The organism is Nocardia sp. NPDC127526 (assembly GCF_042672265.1).
Taxonomy (GTDB): domain Bacteria; phylum Actinomycetota; class Actinomycetes; order Mycobacteriales; family Mycobacteriaceae; genus Nocardia.
On record NZ_JBHXVO010000001.1, the window covers coordinates 323577 to 344569 of the forward strand.

Consider the following 20993-nt stretch of genomic DNA (forward strand, 5'->3'; position numbering starts at 1 on the left):
GCGGCTCAACCGCTACCAGTCCTCTGGGGGGGTTGGGGGCATCCCCCCCCAACTCTAACCCCAAACACTGGGGCCCCGGGCTTGCTTGGCCCCCCGGGGCCCATTTGCTTTAGACCTGAGTCCGAACCGACCAAGCCGCGTGCGGCATATAGCCCTCTTGGCCGGTAGCCATGTCGCGGGTCAGGATCGGCAGCTGGATCTCGACGCCTACCAGGGGCAGCTTCGGCACCGAGGGAATGGTGACGGCCGCGGTGCCCTCGTCGAAATCGCGGTGGGTGAGCTGGTTTTCGAGGATCTGCCCGTCGGGCGTGCGGTAGAGCGCCACGATCAGCCAGGGGCTGTCGATGACTTCCTTGGGGAGCGACAGCTGGAGGGGGTAGCCGGCGGGGACCTCGAGGTCGTTGGACTGGCCGGTGTGGCAGTTCTCGCCCTCGGGGCAGGTGAGCTGGGCGGGGAGGCCGATGTCCTCCTGCGGCAGCACGCGGCAATCGTCCATGCGCACACCGCAGTACAGGTACGGCTGCACCGTGATGGACTTGCCGTGCGCGTAGGCGGTGACCGTCGGCTCGGGCTTGTCCGCATTGCGGGCGAGCAGGGCGATCGCGCCGAAGTAGGCGACGGCCGCGACTAGGAGCACCGCCAGCAGGGCTGCGATCGTGCGGGCGTTCGGTTTGGTCACGGGGCTGCGCTTCCTGTCCGTCAAGTGGGATCCGGGACGCCGTGCGCGCCCGGAACCTCCTGCTTCGCGTGCTGGGGTCGATTGCCGCCCAAACCGGGCAGCAGCGAATGTCCACGGTAGCTGACCACGGTTTGGATCAATCCGAGCGCCATGACACCGGCGACGATGGCGAAGCCCTTCCACCAGTCGGTCGGCAGCAGTACGCCCATGGCGCCGCCGACGACCCACGACAGCTGCAGCACGGTTTCGGAGCGGCCGAAACCGGAGGCAATGGATTCGGCGGGCAGATCATCCTGGATGGAGGCGTCCAGCGAGACCTTCGCCAAGGCGCTCGCACCGGCCGCGACCAGCGTGGCCACGGCCGCGCCGACCAGGTTGTCGAGCAGGGCGGCCACCACGGCCACCGCTACGCAGCCGATGGTGCAGTACAGGACGATCAGGGTGGGGCGGCCCAGTTTCATGCGCGCGCCCGTGGCATTGCCGGTGAAGTTGCCGATGGCGGCGGCCGCGCCGACCACGCCGAGCATGGCGGCCTGCTGGACCGGCCGGTGTTCGGTGGCCTTGGCGACGAAGGCCACATAGAAAGTAAGGAAACCGGTCAGTACTCGAACCGTGCCGTTACCCCACAACCCGGTCACCACCGAGCGGCCGATGGGCTGGCGGCGTTTGCGCGGCGGCACCTTGGCGGCCTGGTTGGCATCGAGGACCTCGGTGTGCCCGTCATCGCCGTGATAGCCGATGGTGGCCGGGACCTCGCCCTCGGTGACCTCCACCCAGCGCGGGATCTTCAAGCTCAGATACGCGCCGCAGCCGGCCAGGAAGGCCGCGAACAGCAGCGCGCCCATGGAACCGGTGACCGAGGCGATGAGCCCGGCGATACCGCCCGCGCCCAGCGTGCCGCCCACCAGGCCGAAGACGGTGAGCCGGGAATTGGTGCGCACCAGATCGATTCCCGGTGGCAGTACGCGCGGCGTCACCGCGCTTTTGAGCACCGAGAACGACTTGCTCATGATCATCATGCAGAGCGCGAGGGGATACAGCGCCCAGGTGTCGATATTGAAAATCAGCAGTCCGGCGACGAAGACGCGCACCGCGAAGGACGCCGCGAGCGCCACCCGGCGACCGTGCTGCAGGCGGTCCAGCATCGGGCCGATCAGCGGCGCGATCACCGCGAACGGGGCGATGGTGATCAACAGGTACAGCGCCACTTTGGATTTGGATTCCGCGGTGGCGCTGGCGAAGAACAAGGTGTTGGCGAGGGCCACCGCGACCGCCGCGTCGGTGGCGAAGTTGGCCATGGTGGCGTAGACCAGCGCGGTCAGGCCCGACTCCTCCGCGCCGTCGGCCTTGGCCGCACGCTGGAAGGTCGCGAAGCCGCGCTCGGTGAGCTCGATACTGCGCCGCGCCGCCACCCGGGTGACGGTCAGCTTGCGCGGCGGCTTGTTCAGTCCGGGACTGGACTCCGTCTGCGGCGTGGCGGCGTGCCCGGCGGTTTCGTCGGCGGAATGCGCTTGCGGCCGGGTGGGTTCCGGGCGGGTGCGCGGCGGTTCCGGACGGGTGGCGGGGTCATCCCGCCGCGGCCGCCGTGCGGGCGGTTGCGCTTCGCGCCGAGCCTGCGGGCCGGACGGCTGCCACGGTTGCGTTTCGAACGGCCGGGTCGGCGGTGGTCCGTCCGGGCGGATCTCCGGCGCCTCGTCGCGATGACGGCGCAGCGACCATCGAGAGCGTCCGCGCGGTTGCCCGTCCGCGGCCTCGGACCGGGGCGCGGGTCCGGAGTCGAGCGGGCGCGTGCGCCGGGCCAGGAACTCGGGCAGATCGGGTTCCGGCGCGCGCGGCGGCTGCGGCCGCCGGGGCGTGTTCGCCGGTGGATATCTGTCGTATCCAGGGTGTCGTTCGATGAGCGGAGACTCCTCGTCGCCCCACCGACCGGATTCGGCGCCTGGGTCACGGGGAGAAGTCACGCAGTCAATTGTTGCAGCGTCGAACAAGTGCGGCTTCACTACGGGCGGTGTGCGACGCCACAGATTCCCGCGGCGTTCACCCGGAGCCGGCGGTTCGCGCGGTCAGGCGGGGACGAAACGGACCTCGTAGGTGGTCGGCCAGTTCTTTCCGGTGAGCAGGAAGCGGTCGGTGCCGGGCAGGTGGGCGATGCCGTTGAGGACGTCGGTATTCGGGGTGCGGTCGTTCTCGGGCAGCAGTCCGGAGGCGTCGATGGCGTCGATCACGTCGCCGGTGTCCGGGTCGATCTTCAGAATGATCTCGGTGGGCCAGGCATTGGCGTAGACGGAACCGTCCGGGGCGCAGTCGAGTTCGTTGAGCCGGGTATCGGTCCGGCTGGTGAGCCGCACGGAACCGGTGGGCGCGAAGGTTTCCGGATCGCGGAAGGTGAGGGTGGAGGTGCCGTCGCTCATGACGATGCGGCCGTTGCGGGTGCACAGGCCCCAACCCTCGCCCTCGTAGGAGGCGCGGCGGACCTCGGCGAGGGTGCCGGGATCGCGGGCGATGGCGAGGCCGTCGTGATAGGTGACCTGCCAGAGCAGGTTCCCGGCCCGGGTGATGCCCTCCCCGAACAAGGGGACGGGCAGGTCGGCGCGGGCGAGTTCGGCGCCGGTGGCGAGGTCGGTGGCGCGGACGTAGGACTTGCCGGTCAGGCCGGTGCTCTCGTACAGCACCGGGCCGTCGACCTCGAGTCCCTCGGTGAACGCGCCGGTGTCGTGCGGGTGCGTGGCGACCACTTCGGCGCGCAGCCGCGGCGTGTCGTCGCCGGTCCCGCACGCGGCCGTCGTGGCGGCCAGGCACAGGGCCGTGGTCAGCAGGATCGGGACGGCCGCTACCGGTGCACAGGGTTTGCGCTCCATACGGCAAAATGTAGGGCGTGAGCGCGGTTGGAGTTTCGGAGCCCGGTGTTCGGCCCATCCTGGCGGAGGCGGTCGACCTGGCAAGGCGTGCGCTCCTGGAGTTGGAGCCGGTCGGCGTCGGTGCGCACCTGGGCGTCACCGCCGAGGACGAATCCTCGGCCACCCATCATTTCGAGGCCACCCTGCCCGGCTATCGCGGCTGGCAGTGGGCGGTCGTGGTGGCGGCCCCACCGGAGGCCGAGCACGCCACCATCAGCGAGTCGGCGCTGCTGCCCGGTCCCGACGCCCTCGTCGCCCCCGATTTCATCCCGTGGGATCAGCGCATCCGCCCCGGCGATCTGGCCCCCGGCGACCTGCTGGCCCCGCCCCCCAACGACCCCCGCCTCGTCCCCGGCTACGTCGCCACCGGCGACCCGGCCATCGACGACGTCGCCCTGGAACTCGGCCTCGGCCGCACCCAGGTCCTCAGCCGCGAGGGCCGCACCGAGGCCGCCGACCGCTGGTACTCCGCCTTCGGCCCCGACACCGACATGGCCCGCTCCGCCCCCTCCACCTGCGGCCTCTGCGGTTTCTTCACTCCCCTCGCCGGTTCCCTGCGCGCCGCCTTCGGCGTCTGCGCCAATGCCATGGGCGCCGACGGACACGTCGTCCACACCGAATACGGCTGCGGCGCACACTCCGACACCGTCGTCCCCACCGGCAGCGGTTCCCCCCTCTACGAGCCCTATGACTCGGCCGCCGTGGAAGTCGTTCCGCCGGAGGACCTCCGCAAACCGGAAACCCCCGACGCCGCATCGGATGCCGATGCCACCGCCGAGAACGCCGTGAACGACCCTGCCGCCGAGCAGGATTCGCCGGTCGCTGACGAGCAGACCGAAGCGGGCCCGGTGGATAGCGCCGACACGGTCGCGGAGGACACCACCGTCGAGGCGGAGACCGAGAGCGACGCTCCTACCACTGCTTCTGCGGAAACGAATGCGGAAGCCGAGACGGCCGAGGTCGAAACGGCAGCGCCGGAGACCACGTCGGACAATGGCGCGGCCACCCTGTTCGAGGTCGACCCGGATGCCCGCTACGACGACGCCTGGGCCGTGACCGCCGTGCGCGTCGAGCCGGAATCCAGTGCCGCCCAGCAAGACGAGCCCGAGGCCCCGGAATCCAACTGACGCCCGCGATCCGGGCCACCGCTGCCTCGCCTGTGTCGCCGGTGCCGCGGAAGCCCTGGTGCGGTGGCTATGTGGGGCTGCGCTTCGATCCTCGCGATGCGCTGTAGCGCGCCCGGGGCACAGGCGGCGTCGAGCCCGGAGGATCGAGGCAGTGGTCTCGGTTGGGGTACAACCGAGATCGTCTCGGCGGCCGTTGCTCATCCTGCGTTCGCGGCTGTGGCTTCTCCAGGTCGGTGATGGCGTGCGGTAATCGGAGTGACGCCGAAGCCGATGGTGCGGTGGCCGATGCGAGATGAGTCGCCTGGCGCGCTCGCGGGTGTCGTGTGTCGGGGGTGAGTGGGCGGTGGGGGTGTTGGGGTGGGGCGGTAGCGTCTGGACTTCGGAAGCGTCGTCGGTGTCGGCCGTACTCGGAAAGGTTGTGGATCGGTGGCTATGGGTGTGGGGGATCCGTTCGGGACCGAGGCATTGCGGGCGGGGGTGGTGGCGGCTTGGCGGGGGTCGCCTACGCGGTTGCGGGAGGACGCGGCTACCGAGGCGGATCTGGTGCGGGCCGGGTATCGGGATCGGGTGCTGACCGAGTTGGCGCAGAATGCGGCGGATGCGGCGGCCAAGGCGGGGGTGGCGGGGCGGGTTGCGGTGTGGGTGGCGGGGCGGGACCTGCATATTGCGAATACCGGTGTGGGGCTGGATGTTTCGGGGGTGCACGCGTTGACGGCGCTGCGGGCGTCGGCCAAGTCGGGGGCGGATGCCGCGGTCGGGCGGTTCGGGGTCGGGTTCACCGCCGTGCTGAGCGTTTCCGATGAGATCGAATTCCGGTCCACGGGCGGTTCGGTGCGGTTCTCGCGGGCCGAGACGTGGGCGCTGCTGGGGGAGCAGGGGATCGAGATTCCGGAAGTGGAGGGGGAATTCCAGCCACCGGCACTGCGATTGGCGTGGGCCAGCGACGAGAAACCCGCGGGCGGATTCGATTCCGAGATCGTGCTGCGGCTGCGCGAGAACGTGGACACCGTCGAACTGCTGACGGGGATGCGGGACGAAGCGGTGAATCTGCTGCTGGAATTGCCCGCCCTGCAGAGCATCCGGATCGGCGACGACGAGATCGCGAGCGCGGTGGCCGATCGCGCGGACGGCATCCAGGAACTGCGGGTCACCGGGCCGGACGAGGATGACCGCCGGTGGTGGCAGTACCGCACCGAGCGGGCGCGCTGGCTGCTCCCGGTGCGGGACGGCCGGCCCGTCGCCGCGCATCCGGATGTGCTGCGCGCGCCGACCCGCTCCGACGAGGAACTGTCACTCCCGGCCCTGCTGATCGCCGACATCCCCATGCAGCCGGATCGGCGGCGCCTGCTCCCCGGCGTACACATCGCCGAATTGGCCACCGGCTATGCCGATTTCGCGCGAGCCCTGCCGCCGCGCGACCGCCTGGTGCTGGTGCCCACGCCCGGTTTCGCCCGCAGCGAGGCCGATAGCCTGCTGCGCGAGGCCCTCGTCGCTGAACTGCGCGAGCACGCCTGGCTCCCGATCCTGACGGTGCGCGGCGCGGGCGACCCCTCCGATGCGATGGTGGATGCCGCTGCCGCCCTGGGCGATCCCGCCGCCGTCCCGAGCGATGCAGCCATCGCGCCGGGCAACGACACTGCCGAACAGGATGACGAAGGTCAGGCCACCCTGTTCGATATCGACCTGGAGCGCCCGGCTGATCCGCGCCGCACCGAAGAGCCGGTCAGCGCTGCGGAGCCGGTGAGCGTTGAGGTTGGCGGCGCACCGGTCGAGCGGCCAGGGCGAGTGAGTGCGTTCACCGGGGTGACTCCGGAATTGGCGGAGTTGCTGGCGGAGATCGTTGGCCCGCTGGTCATTCCGGAGTTGTCGGGGCGGATGCAGGCCGATGCGCTCTCGGTGCTGGATGTGCACCGGATCGGGCTGGCGCGGATCGCGGAACTGTCGGGCAGTGTGGAACGCGAACCGCAGTGGTGGTATTCGCTGTACGACGCCCTGGAGCCGTTCGTCACCGATCCGCTGGCGGTGGAGGAGCTGGGGGCGCTGGCGGTGCCGCTGACAGATGGCCGGCTGGTGACGGGGCCGCGGACGGTGGTGCTGGATGATCGGCTGGAGACGGCGATTCCGGTGCATTGGGCGCGGCTGGTGCATCCGGAGGCGGCGCACGAGCTGCTGGGGCGGCTGGGTGCACGGGCCGCGTCGCCGGAGGATCTGCTGAACGATCCTGGCCTGCAGGCGATTCTGGAGGATGATCCGGGGGATCCGGACACCGTGGATGCGGTACTGGGTCTGGCCGGGCATGCGTCGGCGGTTCCGGGGGCGCTGCCGTCCTGGCTGGGGTCGATCGAATTGCCGGATGAGGCCGGTGAATTGGGTCCCGCCGACGAATTGCTGCTGCCGGACGCGCCGCTGGGGCGGGTGCTGGTGGCGGATTCGCCGTTCGGGACGGTCGCCGCGGAGACGGTGCAGCGCTACGGGACCGAGGCTCTGCGCGCGGTCGGCGTCGGCTGGAGCTTCACCGTGGTGACGGAAGCGGATCCGACCGGGCCGGATCATCACCTCGACGACGAGGAGTCGTGGTGGGAGGGGCTCGCCGAGGATCCGGCGGAGCTGGTCGCCGTGCGCGATCTCGACCTGGTCGACGACGGGGAGTGGCCGGAAGCCCTGCGCCTGTTGCTGTCCGATCCGGCCACGCGCCCGCTGCTGGCCGATCGCGACGGCTACACGGCCTGGTGGCTGCGGCTGCACGCGCATATCGACGGCATCCAGCTGGGCCTGATGCGCCATCCCGACGACGTCCTGTTCGCGGGCCTGCTGCCGCAGCTGCCGGGCTTCTCGGCACCGGATCTGGCGGTGCTGCGCGGTGTGCTCGCCGATCCGGAGGTGATGACGGCGCACCTGGCCGAGGAACTCCTGGACGCTCTCGCCGATCCGGCGAGACTGCCCACCCCCGAGGCGATTTCACACACCCACGTCCGCCTGGCCGAGGCCGTTGCCGCCGGTCTGCTGGACATGGAGGACCTGGACCTGCCGCCGCACGTGCGCGCCCTGTCCGGCGCGGTCATCGACACCGCCGACGCCCTGGTGCTGGACCGGCCCTGGTTCGGCCCGGCCCTGCCCGCCGATCGCCTCGTGGTCGGCGATATCGCCACCGCCGCAGCGCTCGCCGACCTGCTCGACATCCCGCTCGCCTCCGAGGCCGTCACCGCCGAGGTGATCAGCGCGGGCCGCGAGACCACCTGGGGCGCAGACCCGCTCGGCGTGCTGCTGCGCCTGCAATTCGAGTTTCCCTCGGCCACCGGCGAACTCGTCGTCCACGACGAGCTGCGGGTGCGGCTGTCGGGCGCCTACGAGGCGACGGTCGCCGTGCCGTGGTGGGTGGACGGCGATGTGACGCATGTGCAGGCGCCGCGACACGCCTCCGCCCACGACTGAGACCGATCGACGGGCCCGCCTGCGTCATTCCGGCGCAGGCTCGCCCTCGTCATTCCGGCGCAGGCTCGCCCTCGTCATTCCGGCGCGCTTCTTGGCCGGAATCCACCACGCCGTGGGAGATCCCGGCCAAAGGCACGCCGGGATGACCAGCGGGGCGCACGCCGGATGGACCAGCGGGGCGCACGCCGGACGGACTGGCGGATCAGCGACTACGATCGGCGAATCAGGCGGCGTACGAGGTGATCATGGTGGCGAGCACGTCCAATTGCTCGCGGACGGCGGCGCTGTCGTTGTCGACCAGCCAGCGCAGCACGATGCCGTCGATGGTGGCGAGCATGAAGCGGCTCAGGGTGCCGACGCCGACGGTCCACTGGGTGCCGGTCGCCTCGCGGGCGTGCTCGATGATGTCGGCGACGGTGGAGTCGTTGAAGGTGTACTGCTCGCGGGCAATAGCGAGTTTCGCCGGAGTTTGTTCACCTTCGCGTAGTGCGTAGGTGGTCGTTTCGTAGGTGAGCAGCTGGCGTTCCGGTGTGGCTTCAATGTTCAACCACATCAGTTCCAGACCGGCGCGCACCAATTTTTGAAGCGCTTCTTTTCCAGTTCCGACGTCTTGCCATACCGCTTCGTTGGCATCGACGGAATCTCGCAATTCCATCGAGAGGGCCTTGACCAGCTCGGTCATGAGCTGGTCCTTGTTTTCGAAACAGTAATGCACCACACCGAGCGAAACACCGGCTGCCTGTGCTACATCGCGCGTGGTAACTCCTGCCACGCCCTTTTTTTCGGCAAGGCCGATGGCCGCCTCGATAAGGTGGGCCCGTCGTTCTTCGACGCTCAATCGGGAGGACACCCCGCAGAGTTAAGCGCTCGCGGCGCGCGCAGTCAATTCGCACGCTCCGAAAATCTCGCCTGGACGTACGTCCAGTTCTATGGTTCGCTCGCATCCAACACGTGAGGAGGCGCGAATGGCGGTGCCGGACAAGGAAACGACCGAGCGGGAACACACCGGGTCGATCTCGCGGCGAACGATGCTGGCCACAGCGGCCGCGGGCACCGCCGCGCTCGCCGCCGCGGGTTCCCTGGCGCTCCCGAAAAGCGAGGCTCATGCCGATTCGGGCGATTACCTGATCGGCGTGGGCATTTCCGACATCACCGGGCCCGCCGCCGAATGCGGCATGATGGGCTACTCGCAGTTCGGGCAGGACACCGCCGGAATCCATCTGCGCCCCCGGGTCCGCGCCTACGTGATCGCGAGCGGCGGGCAGCGCATCGTCTATGCCATCGCCGACAACGGCATGATCTTCGGATCCGTGCACCGCGGGGTCATGGAGGCGCTGGCCCGGCGCTTCGGGGATCGCTACACCGAGCAGAACGTGCTGCTCACCTCCACGCATTCGCACGCCACCTGCGGCGGCGCCGCCCACGACTACGCCTACAACCTCTCGATTCTCGGCTTCCAGCAACAGGTGTACGACATCGAGGTGGCGGCCATCGTGGAGGCCATCGCCGCCGCGGACGCCGATCTCGGACCCGGAACCTTGCAAATCGGGCGTGGCGAATTGCACGACGCCAGCGTGAATCGTTCCCGAATCGCCTTCGAGCGCAATCCAGAAGCCGACAAACAGTATTTTCCCAATGCCATCGATCCGGCCGTCACCGTGCTGTCGCTACACAAGGGCGGCCGACCGGTCGGTGCGATCACTTGGTTCGCCACCCACAACACCTCGATGAGCAACAAGAACCGACTCATCAGTGGCGACAACAAGGGTTACGCGTCCTTCGCGTTCGAACACGGCGAGCACGGCGTCCGATATCTGGACGGCTGCGATTTCATTGCGGCCTTCCCGCAGACCAACTCCGGCGATATGTCGCCGAATCTGAACCTGAGCCCCACCTCCGGGCCCACCGACAACGAGTTCGAGAACACCCGCATCATCGGTGAACGCCAATATCGCGCCGGGAAGGCCGCGCTCGCCGCGGCGCGGCCGCTGCGCGGACCGGTGGGCGGCCTGCTCTGCTACATCGATATCGCCGATATCGAGGTGGACGCGCGCTGGACCGGCACCGGCGGGCCGCGGCACACCGCGCCCGCCTGCGCCGGCGTCGCGCTCATCGCCGGCAGCACCGAGGACGGGCCGGGCCTGCCGGGCGTGCCGATTCCCGAGGGCGTGCGCAATCCGTTCGTGGACGCCCTCGGCGGCGTGAATCAGCCGGTGCCGGACTGGCTCACCGATGCCCAGGCCCCCAAGGCCATCGTGGCGCCGCTGGGCCTGCTGCCGCCCGCCGGCTGGGTGCCGAATGTGGTGCCGATTCAGATCGTCCGCATCGGCGAGCTCTACCTGGCCTGCGGCGGTGCGGAATTCACCATCGTGTCCGGGCTGCGCATCCGGCGCACCGTGGCGGCGGCGCTCGGTGTGGATATCGAGCAGGTGCTGCTGCAGGGCTACGCCAACGGCTACCACGAGTACGTCTCGACGCCCGAGGAATACGACGCGCAGCAGTACGAGGGCGGCTCAACCCTGTACGGGCGGTACACGCTTCCGGCCTATCAACAGGAATTCCACAGGCTGGCAACGGCATTCGCCGCCCAGCAGACGGTGCCGCGCGGCCCGGCCCCGCGTGACATCTCGAATATGCAGCCGAATTTCGTCTCCGCCCCGGGACCGGACGCGACCCTGCCCGGCACGGCCTTCGGCGACGTCCTCACCCAGCCCGCCGGATCCTATGCGCGCGGTGAGCAGGCGGCGGTGGAGTTCGTCTCCGCGCACCCCAAACACAATCCGCGGCGCGGCGGCACCTTCCTGGAAGTGCAGCGCGCCGGCGGTTCGGGCTGGTCGCGGGTCGCCAACGAGGGCGAATGGGCGGTGAAGTTCTTCTGGAGCAAGCGCGACGGGAATGTCTCGGTCGCCCGCTTCACCTGGGATATTCCGGTCGACGCCGCGCCCGGGCGCTACCGGTTCCAGCATTTCGCGGATCAGCTCACCGGCGACGGTGCGCTGCGCCCGTTCACCGGCGTCAGCGCGGAGTTCGAGATCCGCTGAGCGTCGCGGGCCGGATCAGTCCAAGCCGAGTTGCGCGCCCTTGTCACCGCGGCGCGCAGCCCGGCGCTGGATGGCGAAGATGGTGTAGCCGAGCAGCCCGACGGCCAGGCCCATGAGGCAGACCGGGCGGGCGTCGGCCCAGCTGTCGTTCAGCCACACCGCCACGGTGGCGATGGCGAAGGCGAGCGTGCCGATAGCCAGCACCGGCCGCGGATCGGTCAACCGGGGCGGAATCTCCGGAACGGGGGGCGTCACCCTTTCACCCTATGCCGAGCGGCCCGGCCCGGCGCGCCGCGGATCCCGCCGCGGTGAGTCGGCAGAGGTGGAGCGGGCGAACAGGCGTCCTGCTCGCGCATGGTCCCGTATCGTTTGCCTCTGTGACAACGCCTTCCGATATTCGAGCGCTCGCTGGTGAACTCTCACTGGCGGTGGTGCGCTTGACGCGACATTTGCGGGGTAGGCGCGCCGATGCCCAGATTTCGCTGACCCAGCTGTCGGCTCTCGCGACCCTCAACCGCGAGGGCGCCATGACGCCGGGCGCGCTGGCCGCGAAGGAGCGCGTGCAGCCCCCGTCCATGACCCGGGTGATCGCGTCGCTGTCGGAAATGGATCTGGTGGAACGCAAACCGCATCCGACCGACGGGCGGCAGATCATCGTGTCGCTGTCGGAGGCCGGGCGCCACCTCATCGCCGACGAGACGCACGCCCGCGAGGCGTGGATGACCGAACAGCTCTCGGGCCTGCGCCCGGATCAGCTGAAAGTGCTCGACGAGGCGGTCGCGATCATGAAGCAGATCGTGGACGAGTCGGAGTAGGCCAACTCTCGGAACTCTCAGGGGCAAGCCCCTGAAACCCCGGAAGCTTGGGGGTCAAGCCCCGAAAGCGCGGTCGCTGGAGACGATTTCGCGGCCCAGCGGGAACAGCGAGACGGGGACCAGCTTCAAATTGGCCCAGGCGAACGGGATTCCGATAATCGTGATGGCCAGCGCGATACTCGTGAAGATGTGCCCCAGCGCCAGCCACCAGCCGGCCACGATGAACCAGACCACATTGCCGAGCATGGACGGCACGCCCGCGCCCGGCTTCTCGACCGCTTCCCGGCCGAAGGGCCACAGCACGAACGAGGCGATCCGGAACGACGCGATGCCCCACGGAATGGTGATGATCAGGATGCAGCAGATCAGCCCGGCGATCACGTAGCCGACCGCCATCCAGAATCCGACCAGGACGAGCCAGAGGACGTTCAGTACGAGCTGGATGGGTTTCACGTCCTCCAGGATGCCAGCCGCCCGGGCGGCCGGCATCAGGGAGAACCCTTAATCAGGGAGTTCTCAGAAGAACCAGCCCAGTTCGGCGTCGCGGTCGGTGGCGAACGCCTCGTCGAAGGCGCGCAGCACGGTCGCGTCCTTGGCCTGGATGCGGTTGGCCGCGGCGAATACGCGAGCCCGGTGCGCGCCGAAGTAGAGACTGCCGAGCACGTCGATGCCGAGCTCCAGATCGGGTGCCGCGTCGGTGCGTTCGCATTCGGCCACACCGTCGCGCACGCGCAGCGCGAAGGCGCCGCCCGCCTCGCGGAACGGGTCCACCACGGAGACAACGACATCCAGATCGGCGCGGTAGCCGCGCGTGGTGAGGGCCGCGGGCACGTCCATGACGCGCGTCCACATGCCGTCGTAGCGGTCGGTCACCTTCACCAGGCGCGGATCGGTCACCAGGTAGGGGAGCGGATCGTTTTCGGTGAGGCTGCCCTCGATCTTGGTGCACAGGTCCAGGCTGAGCAGCACCCGCCACAGCGCGATGTGCGCATCGGGGGTCACCGCGCAGAATTCGGTCACACTGGCGGTGTTCTCGTCGTTGTCGCCCCATTTGCGCCGGTAGAGCACATAACCGTCGGGATGGGTGAGCACGAACAGCCCGGACGCGCCATTGCGGTAGCGCTCCGGATCGGCGAACCAGAGCTGCCAGTTGGCCTCCGGGCGGACCTGCGCGCCGGGGACGAGGCGGCGCCAGCGGTCGTACACCTCGCGCAGGTGGTCCTTGGCGTTGTCCAGCGATTCGATCCGCACGCCGCCGGGATCCGGTGTGCCGGGACGGAATTCGGCCCTGCGCCGGTCGATGGAGATCTCGTGCCGGATGGTCGAGGGGCCGTAGCCGAAGCGGCCGTAAATGGTGCCCTCACTGGCGGTGAACATGGTGAGCGGCAGATTGTCGGCCTCGGCGCGCCGGTGCAGCTCGGTGTAGAGCTGCCGCAGGATGCCGCGGCGGCGATGGGTGGGCGCCACGCCGACGGCGGAGACGCCGCAGGCCTGCACGGTGTTCGAACCGGGCACGGTGACGGTCATGGTGCGGTCCACGGTGTGGCCGACGATCTGGTCGCCGTCCACGGCGAGGATGGCGCGTTCGATGGGGAAGAGTTCGGCGGCGTGCTCGTGCTCGGACGGGTCGGAGCGGGATCCGAAGCAGGTGGCCAGCAGTTCCCGGATGCGGGGCCGGTCGTCGGCGGTGGCAGAGCGCAGGGTGATGGATGCCATTGGCCGACCATCCCATGAATTCGGGGACCGACGCATCCGATTTTCACCGGGGCACGCCACTAGGGGACCGGTACCTGCCACCCCCTCCGTAGCAGGTACCGATCCCCGTCCCCCCCGGGAGCTCCCCTCTCCCTTGACAAGAACTATGCCGGTGAGGGCTGGTGACTTCCTTAAAGATTCCTTGCGGAGGGCGTTGTTCTTCCCCGAAACGACGGAACCCGCTCTCGGTGAGAGCGGGTTCCGTTGTGTGCGAAGCGATCAGCGCAGGGTGATGCCCTGGTAGTCGCGCTCCTCGTAGCCGGTGTAGATCTGGCGCGGGCGGCCGATCTTCAAAGGCTCGCGGTGCATTTCGCGCCAGTGGGCGATCCAGCCCGGCAGGCGGCCCATGGCGAAGAGCACGGTGAACATGCGGGTCGGGAATCCCATGGCCCGGTAGATGACGCCGGTGTAGAAGTCGACGTTCGGGTACAGGCGGCGCTCGATGAAGTAGTCGTCGGTGAGCGCGGCTTCCTCGAGGGACTTGGCGATGTCGAGCAGCTGGTCGTCGCCGCCGATCTTGGCCAGGATCTGGTCGGCGACCTTCTTGACCAGGGTCGCGCGCGGGTCGTAGTTGCGGTAGACGCGGTGCCCGAAGCCCATGAGCTTCACGCCGTCTTCCTTGTTCTTGACCTTGCGGACGAACTCCTTGACGTCACCGCCGCTGGCCTTGATCTCGTCCAGCATCTCCAGCACGGCCTGGTTGGCGCCGCCGTGCAGCGGGCCCCACAGCGCATTGATGCCGCCGGAGACGGAGGTGAACAGGTTGGCGTCGGAGGAGCCGACCAGGCGCACGGTCGAGGTGGAGCAGTTCTGCTCGTGATCGGCGTGCAGGATGAGCAGCATGTCCAGCGCGGCGGCGACCTCGGGGTCGACCTCGTAGGGCTCGGCCGGGAACCCGAAGGTCATGCGCAGGAAGTTCTCGACCAGGCTCAGCGAGTTGTCCGGGTACAGGAACGGCTGGCCGACCGACTTCTTGTAGGCGTAGGCCGCGATGGTGGGCAGCTTGGCCAGTAGTCGGATGGTGGACAGTTCGACCTGCTCGGGGTCGCGCGGGTCGAGGGAGTCCTGGTAGTAGGCCGAGAGCGCGTTGACCGCGGAGGACAGCACCGGCATGGGGTGCGCATTGCGCGGGAAGCCGTCGAAGAACCGCTTCAGGTCCTCGTGCAGCAGGGTGTGCCGGCGAATCCGGTTGGTGAAGTCGTCCAGCTGCGCCTGGGTCGGCAGCTCGCCGTAGATGAGCAGGTAGCTCACCTCGATGAAGGTGGACTTCTCGGCCAGCTGCTCGATCGGGTAGCCCCGGTAGCGCAGGATGCCCGCTTCACCGTCGATGTAGGTGATCGCCGACTTGGTCGACGCGGTGTTCATGAACCCGGGGTCGTAGGTGACGTACCCGGTGCTGGCCAGCAGCTTGCCCAGGTCGATCCCGTCGTTGCCCTCGACAGCCTTGGCGACGGTCATCGGGTACTCGCCGCCGGGGTATGTCAGTACCGGCTTGGCGTCGTCGTCGACGTTGATGATGTTCTCAGCGGGCACGGAAGGATCCCTCTCAGGCTTGAAACCGTAGGCGTCGGACGCGGTGGCGTACGACGCGCTTGCCGTCAACGCTAGCCGCTGTCCGGATGGCCCGACTAACGAGGGTCACCAATAACTACCTCACAGTCACATCGCCGTGAGGTGAGGCGCGGTGGTGTCATGTGTTATTGGCATGACCCGCGATTTGTACCTCCGAATGGGCTCGTGAAACCCGGTATCGGAGGAATGCCGGGAAGACCAGAGCCGAGATGATCATGCCGATGACCACCAGCAGGCCACCGCCTGCGGCGGCCGCGGCGGTACCCACGGCGGCGGCCGCGAAACCGTGCGCAACATCACCGATGCGGGGTCCGCCCGCGACCACCACGATGAAGACTCCTTGCAGGCGGCCGCGCATTTCGTCGGTCGCCACGGACTGCAGCATGGTGGTGCGCAGGGCCGCGGAGAACATGTCGACCGCACCGCCGAAGGCCAAGCAGGTGAAGGCGATCCAGAGGGCGACCGTGGCGCTCAGCGGGCCGCCCGCGCCGCCGACGGCCAGGCCGAAGCCGACCATGCCCAGGCCCCACAGCACGATCAGCCAGATCACGGCGAGGCCCTGGCGGCGGACGCGGGTGAGCCAGCCGGAGAAGATGCCGCCGAGCACCGCGCCCACCGACATGGCGGCGAACAGGATGCCCAGGGCGGTGCCACCGCCGTCGGAGCCGGGGAAGGTGTCGGAGGCGATCTCCGGGAACAGCGCGCGGGACATGCCGAAGACCATGGCCACGATGTCGACGGCGAAGGAGGCCAGCAGGATTCGCTGGGTGGCCAGATAGGCGAAGCCGTCGAAGACCTCGCGCAGCCCGGCGCGGCGGGATTCGCCGGTGGGCGGGATGGCCGGGAGTTTCCAGGTGGCCCAGAGCGTGGCCAGCAGGGCGACGGCGTCCAGCAGATACAGCGTGGACAACCCGGTCACCGGAATGAGCATGCCCGCGGCGACCGGTCCGGCGATGGCGCCGAACTGGAAGACCGTCATGCTCAGCGAATTGGCCGCGGGCAGTTGCTCGGCGGGCAGCAGGCGCGGATAGATGGCGGCGCGCGCGGGCTGGTTCACCGCGAAGAACGCCTGCTGCACGGCGAAGAGGATCAGGATGAGCCACTCGTTGTTCAGGTTCGCGGCGGCCTGCGCCCAGAAGGCCAGTGCGGTGAGACCGGTACCGGTGCCCGTGATGAGCAGCAGCTTGCGGCGGTCCATCACATCCGCGAGCGCGCCGCCCCACAGGCCGAACACGATGAGCGGAACCAGGCCGAACAATCCGGCAAGGCCGACATAGGAAGAGTTGTGGGTGATGTCCCACAGCTGCTTCGGCACCGCCACCACCGACAACTGCGCTCCGATGACCGTGACTACGCCGGTGGTCCACAGGCGGCGGTAGTCGGGGTTCCGGAGCGGGGTTATGTCGGCGAGCAGTTTCACTGACTGCACATTAATGGGATGAATTACGTTGGAACCAGCCTTTTTCGGCGGTCATCCCATGTATCGGCAGTGATTCATCCCACTGTGGAACCTCTTGTGTAGTGCCTGGTCAGGGCTGCAAGCGTTCGACCTTCATGGCTGCGATATCGGGATTGCCCGGCTCGAGCAGCACCCGGATGCGGTTGTGCATGCGGCTGCGCCGGCCCTGCCAGAACTCCACGGTCTCGGGCTCGATCAGGAATCCGCCCCAGAACGGCGGCACCGGAATGTCGTCCACATCGGCGAACCGCCGCTCGAATTCGTCCATCTGCTGATCCAGCTCCGCCCGGGAGGCAATGGTGCGCGACTGCTGGGAAGCCCACGCGCCCAGCCGGGATCCGCGCGGCCGCGACTGCCAGTACACGGCGGTGACCTCCGGGGCGACCTGCCGCACTGGTCCGCGCACCGTCACCTGCCGGCCCAGCATGGTCCACACGAAGGTGGCCGAGGCGTAGGGGGTGGCAATCAGCTGGCGGCCCTTGAAGGATTCGTAGTTCGTGTAAAAAGTCACACCCTCGGGCGAGAGTCCCTTGCACAGCACCGTGCGCGAGGACGGCCGCGGCCCGGACTCGGTCACCTCCACGGTGGCCAGCACCATGGCATTGGGATCCCGCACGCCCGCGCTGGTCGCGTGCTCGATCCAATTGCGCAGCAACGGCTCCCAGCCGCCCGCCAGCCAGCTCTCGTCAAGGTCGGTTTCCAGCCCGGGATGATTGTCGCCGGCGTCCACGCCGTACTCCACGCGCAGGGCCGCGAGGTCGAGGTCGGAAGTGGCGAATTTCTCCTGGTCGCGCATGGGGCAGACGTTACTCCTGGGTAATTCGCGCGTTAAGGTCTAACTGATCGGCGTGGCCGCCCATCAAATCGGGCGGCCCGATTTGCAAGGAGAGTCACACCATGACTGCCAGCGCTGCGGTTCCCAGCCCTGCCGTCCCCGCCGACTTCGTCAGCGGCCTCGAAGGCGTGGTGGCATTCACCACCGATATCGCCGAACCGGACAAGGACGGCGGCGCGCTGCGCTACCGCGGCGTCGACATCGAGGACCTGGTCGCGAACCGGGTCACCTTCGGCGATGTCTGGGCCCTGCTGGTGGACGGCGAATTCGGCCGTGGTCTACCGCCCGCCGAACCGTTCCCGCTGCCGGTGCACACCGGTGACGTGCGCGTGGACGTGCAGGCCGGCCTGGCCATGCTGGCCCCGATCTGGGGTTACCAGCCGCTGCTCGACATCGACGACGACACCGCCCGGGAGAACCTGGCGCGCGCCTCGGTCATGGCGCTGTCCTATGTGGCGCAGTCGGCGCGCGGCATCTACCAGCCCGCGGTGCCGCAGAAGAAGATCGACGAGTGCACCACCATTACCGAGCGGTTCATGACCCGCTGGAAGGGTGACCCGGATCCGGCGCACATCGAGGCCATCGACGCCTACTGGGTATCGGCCGCCGAGCACGGCATGAACGCCTCCACCTTCACCGCCCGCGTCATCGCCTCCACCGGCGCGGATGTGGCGGCCTCGCTGTCCGGAGCCATCGGCGCCATGTCCGGTCCGCTGCACGGCGGCGCCCCGGCCCGTGTGCTGCCGATGATCGAAGCGGTCGAGAAGTCCGGGGACGCACGGGCTCTGGTCAAGGGCATCCTGGACCGCAAGGAGAAGCTCATGGGCTTCGGCCACCGCGTCTACCGCGCCGAGGACCCGCGCGCCCGCGTGCTGCGCGCCACCGCCAAGCGCCTGAACGCCCCGCGCTACGAGGTGGCCGCCGCGCTGGAGCAGGCCGCCCTCGCCGAGCTGCGCGAGCGCCGCCCGGATCGCGCCATCGAGACCAATGTCGAGTTCTGGGCCGCGGTCATCCTGGACTTCGCCGAGGTGCCGGCGCACATGATGCCCGCCATGTTCACCTGTGGCCGCACCGCCGGCTGGTGTGCGCACATCCTGGAGCAGAAGAAGCTGGGCAAGCTGGTCCGCCCGGCCGCCATCTACACCGGCCCGGCCCCGCGCAAGGCGGAGACGGTCATCGGCTGGGAGAACGTGGTCCGCAAGTAACACAGCGCTGAAAGCAAGTGGCCCGCAGCGGAATCCGCTGCGGGCCACACTGCTGTCCGGGCCGGCCGAACGGGAACGCCCCGCTCCCGCCGGTCAGCCGCGAACGATCAGGCCTTCACCACGATGGATTTGACGATCTTGTCGGCGAAGGTCTGCTTCTTGGCGTCCCACAGCGGCCACAGGTAGCCGATGTAGCACGGCAGGCCGTCCACGATATGGGCGAACTTGCGTCCCACGCCCGCGCCGGCGCCCAGCAGCTGACCGTCGGCCTCGCGGATGGTGCGCAGGCCGACCACCTTCTTGCCCGGGGTCTGTCCGGTGCTGCCTTCCAGATAGCCCAGGTAGACGGTGCCGCCGATGGCGATCAGCCAGCCGAGCAGCATGAGGATCAATCCGACGGCGGAGTATCCGCCGCCGGTGCAGCCGCTGCTGTACGAGCTGCTGAAATCGCACTTGACCGGTTCGGTGCCGACGGTCCCGGCCAGGCCGTACAGGATGCCGGCGGGCACGCCGACGATCAGGTAGTCGATCAGGAACGAGCCCGCCCGCTGGCCCCAGCCGGCATAGGGAGCCTGCGGAGCGCCGTAGGGCGCGTAACCGCCCTGCGGGGCGCCGTACTGCGGTTGCGGTGCGCCGTACTGCGGCTGGGGCGCGCCGAACTGCTGCTGCGGTGCGCCGAACTGCTGTTGCTGCTGGGGCGCCCCGAACTGAGGCTGCTGCGGTGCGCCGTAGCCGGGTTGCGGTGCGCCGTAAGCGGGTTGCGGCTGCTGCTGCGGCGCGCCGTAGGCGGGCTGGCCGTACTGCGGCTGCGGTGCGCCGTAACCCGGCTGCTGCGGCGGGTAACCGCCGGGCTGCTGCGGCTGCTGCGGGTAGGGATTATTCGGGTAGGTCATTCGGGTCCTAGCTGAAGTTGGAGCAGACAATGCGGACGTGTTGGGCGACCGCACCGCGCTACAGTCTGGAGCATTCCGGCTCATAACGTGAGGCGGACGCCGGATGCCCCGGAATCCATGGGCGCCCGGATGGATTCGGCACGGAGGTGAACGGTGGCACTCGAGATGCGGACCCGCTGCGAGCGATGTGAGGTTGCCGAGTTGCCTGCTGACGGTGCCGCCCTGATCTGCTCATACGAATGCACATTCTGTGAAACCTGCGGTCGAACAATGAATTACCAGTGCCCGAACTGTGGTGGCGAGCTGGTTGCCAGACCCCGCCGGATCGCTCAGGGATGAATCGGGCTCCGGCCCTTACGCATTGCCGTCCCCCGAGGCCGCCCAGTCCACGGCCACGGATTCGCCGCGATCGACGGTGAAGAACGCGACCTCCAGATGCCGGCCCAGATCGACCAGCTCCAGCGCCGCCAGCGGGACGGGCTGCACGATGCGAACCCGCCACGGGGACGGTTCGTCCCAGGCGTGTAGCTCCAGATCCAGCCGCAGGATCGGATCGTCGCGGCCGGTGTAGTCGGCGGCCAGCGGCGCGGCGGCGAGCACGGTGGCGCGGGCGCGGCGGCCGTCGCTGAGGATCTTGGCGATATTGGTGCGGGTGGTCTCGCCCGGCGGCGGGACGAACAGCACGACGCGGTCGCGGTCGCCCGGATCCACCCGGCAGGCGACCTCGTCTCCGGGCCGCATCCACTCCGCATCGGCCGTGGCGACCCGCTGGCGGACGCGGGTCTCGTAGGGATGCCGGCTTTCCAGTTTGATGCGCACCCAGAATTCGCAGCCCGGCTCCGGTCCGGCATCCGGCGCGGTGCTCGCACTCCGTGCGCCGGAGCGGACGCTGAGGATGGTGGCGGTGCCCTCGGCGCCGTGCATGAGCAGCTCCCGGCGCGCGGCATCGTCGAGCGCGGGACCGCGGCGCGCGAGCCCGCGCGAGCCGAATTGCGAGGACAGACGGGTGAACAAGCCCGGGCGCGGACCGTCGTCCACCGGGTTACGGCCTTGCGCGCGTCCGGATTTCGCGGGAGACCCGGAATCGTCGGAATCGGTGTCAGGTCGCTCGTGCGCGGCCATGTTCATGGCCGTACACCGTAATGGCTCTGTGGCCCCGGCCACACCAATACCCGCATGCCGGCTCGTCGACTGAGAGTTTTGTTCGCGGGCTACCGAATGTCGAGATGGGCGTTGGCCGCTGCGGGTCGGCAGTGGCTACCCACTCGCGTGCGCGGATACAC

Annotated in this window: 18 protein-coding genes; 6 read left to right on the top strand and 12 right to left on the bottom strand. The window is 68.9% G+C overall.

What is annotated here, in order from left to right:
• Positions 1-109: 109 nt before the first annotated feature.
• From ACFVIV_RS01595 to ACFVIV_RS01605, 3 genes are all read right to left on the bottom strand, one after another.
• Positions 110-679, bottom strand: coding sequence for a DUF2771 domain-containing protein (locus ACFVIV_RS01595; RefSeq protein ID WP_379192740.1), 570 nt, complete (start codon positions 677-679; stop codon positions 110-112).
• 20 nt (positions 680-699) lie between these two features.
• Positions 700-2640, bottom strand: a complete 1941-nt coding sequence (locus ACFVIV_RS01600; RefSeq protein ID WP_379192742.1) for an MFS transporter — start codon at positions 2638-2640, stop codon at positions 700-702.
• A gap of 102 nt (positions 2641-2742) precedes the next feature.
• Complete coding sequence (locus ACFVIV_RS01605; protein WP_379192744.1) at positions 2743-3537, bottom strand: glutaminyl-peptide cyclotransferase; 795 nt, start codon at positions 3535-3537, stop codon at positions 2743-2745.
• A 17-nt stretch (positions 3538-3554) separates the two neighbouring features.
• Here ACFVIV_RS01605 and ACFVIV_RS01610 point away from each other — a divergent pair, with 17 nt between their 5' ends.
• Both ACFVIV_RS01610 and ACFVIV_RS01615 read left to right on the top strand, forming a co-directional pair.
• Positions 3555-4703 (top strand): DUF3027 domain-containing protein, encoded by a 1149-nt coding sequence (locus ACFVIV_RS01610; RefSeq protein ID WP_379192746.1) that lies wholly within the window; start codon positions 3555-3557, stop codon positions 4701-4703.
• A gap of 432 nt (positions 4704-5135) precedes the next feature.
• Positions 5136-8135, top strand: coding sequence for a sacsin N-terminal ATP-binding-like domain-containing protein (locus tag ACFVIV_RS01615; protein WP_379193106.1), 3000 nt, complete (start codon positions 5136-5138; stop codon positions 8133-8135).
• A 223-nt stretch (positions 8136-8358) separates the two neighbouring features.
• Here the strand turns inward: ACFVIV_RS01615 and ACFVIV_RS01620 are convergent, their stop codons facing one another.
• Positions 8359-8973: a TetR/AcrR family transcriptional regulator gene (locus ACFVIV_RS01620; protein ID WP_379192748.1), complete on the bottom strand. Its 615-nt coding sequence runs from the start codon at positions 8971-8973 to the stop codon at positions 8359-8361.
• Between the two features lie 127 nt (positions 8974-9100).
• Between ACFVIV_RS01620 and ACFVIV_RS01625 the strand changes: the two genes are divergently transcribed.
• Positions 9101-11176: a neutral/alkaline ceramidase gene (locus tag ACFVIV_RS01625; RefSeq protein WP_379192750.1), complete on the top strand. Its 2076-nt coding sequence runs from the start codon at positions 9101-9103 to the stop codon at positions 11174-11176.
• A 15-nt stretch (positions 11177-11191) separates the two neighbouring features.
• Here ACFVIV_RS01625 and ACFVIV_RS01630 read toward each other — a convergent pair whose 3' ends face one another.
• Positions 11192-11431, bottom strand: coding sequence for a DUF2530 domain-containing protein (locus ACFVIV_RS01630; protein ID WP_379192752.1), 240 nt, complete (start codon positions 11429-11431; stop codon positions 11192-11194).
• Positions 11432-11553: 122 nt separating this feature from the next.
• Here ACFVIV_RS01630 and ACFVIV_RS01635 point away from each other — a divergent pair, with 122 nt between their 5' ends.
• A complete protein-coding gene (locus tag ACFVIV_RS01635; protein ID WP_379192754.1) occupies positions 11554-11991 on the top strand; it encodes a MarR family winged helix-turn-helix transcriptional regulator in 438 nt (145 codons plus the stop codon).
• 54 nt (positions 11992-12045) lie between these two features.
• Here ACFVIV_RS01635 and ACFVIV_RS01640 read toward each other — a convergent pair whose 3' ends face one another.
• The 5 genes from ACFVIV_RS01640 to pdxH form a co-directional block, all read right to left on the bottom strand.
• The gene (locus ACFVIV_RS01640; protein WP_067531034.1) at positions 12046-12444 is read right to left on the bottom strand and encodes a YccF domain-containing protein; all 399 of its coding nucleotides are present in this window, start codon (positions 12442-12444) and stop codon (positions 12046-12048) included.
• 63 nt (positions 12445-12507) lie between these two features.
• Positions 12508-13707: a GNAT family N-acetyltransferase gene (locus tag ACFVIV_RS01645; protein ID WP_379192756.1), complete on the bottom strand. Its 1200-nt coding sequence runs from the start codon at positions 13705-13707 to the stop codon at positions 12508-12510.
• A 258-nt stretch (positions 13708-13965) separates the two neighbouring features.
• Positions 13966-15279: a citrate synthase gene (locus tag ACFVIV_RS01650; RefSeq protein ID WP_379192758.1), complete on the bottom strand. Its 1314-nt coding sequence runs from the start codon at positions 15277-15279 to the stop codon at positions 13966-13968.
• 157 nt (positions 15280-15436) lie between these two features.
• Entirely contained in the window at positions 15437-16738 is a 1302-nt protein-coding gene (locus tag ACFVIV_RS01655; RefSeq protein WP_379192760.1) for an MFS transporter, read from the bottom strand.
• Between the two features lie 109 nt (positions 16739-16847).
• A complete protein-coding gene (gene pdxH / locus ACFVIV_RS01660) occupies positions 16848-17573 on the bottom strand; it encodes a pyridoxamine 5'-phosphate oxidase (protein WP_379192762.1) in 726 nt (241 codons plus the stop codon).
• A gap of 101 nt (positions 17574-17674) precedes the next feature.
• Between pdxH and ACFVIV_RS01665 the strand changes: the two genes are divergently transcribed.
• Positions 17675-18817: a citrate synthase 2 gene (locus ACFVIV_RS01665; RefSeq protein WP_379192764.1), complete on the top strand. Its 1143-nt coding sequence runs from the start codon at positions 17675-17677 to the stop codon at positions 18815-18817.
• A 107-nt stretch (positions 18818-18924) separates the two neighbouring features.
• Here the strand turns inward: ACFVIV_RS01665 and ACFVIV_RS01670 are convergent, their stop codons facing one another.
• Positions 18925-19710 (bottom strand): RDD family protein, encoded by a 786-nt coding sequence (locus ACFVIV_RS01670; RefSeq protein WP_379192765.1) that lies wholly within the window; start codon positions 19708-19710, stop codon positions 18925-18927.
• A gap of 165 nt (positions 19711-19875) precedes the next feature.
• Here ACFVIV_RS01670 and ACFVIV_RS01675 point away from each other — a divergent pair, with 165 nt between their 5' ends.
• Positions 19876-20049 (top strand): DUF1272 domain-containing protein, encoded by a 174-nt coding sequence (locus ACFVIV_RS01675; protein ID WP_379193107.1) that lies wholly within the window; start codon positions 19876-19878, stop codon positions 20047-20049.
• Positions 20050-20064: 15 nt separating this feature from the next.
• Here ACFVIV_RS01675 and ACFVIV_RS01680 read toward each other — a convergent pair whose 3' ends face one another.
• Complete coding sequence (locus tag ACFVIV_RS01680; RefSeq protein WP_379192767.1) at positions 20065-20838, bottom strand: hypothetical protein; 774 nt, start codon at positions 20836-20838, stop codon at positions 20065-20067.
• Positions 20839-20993: the final 155 nt, after the last annotated feature.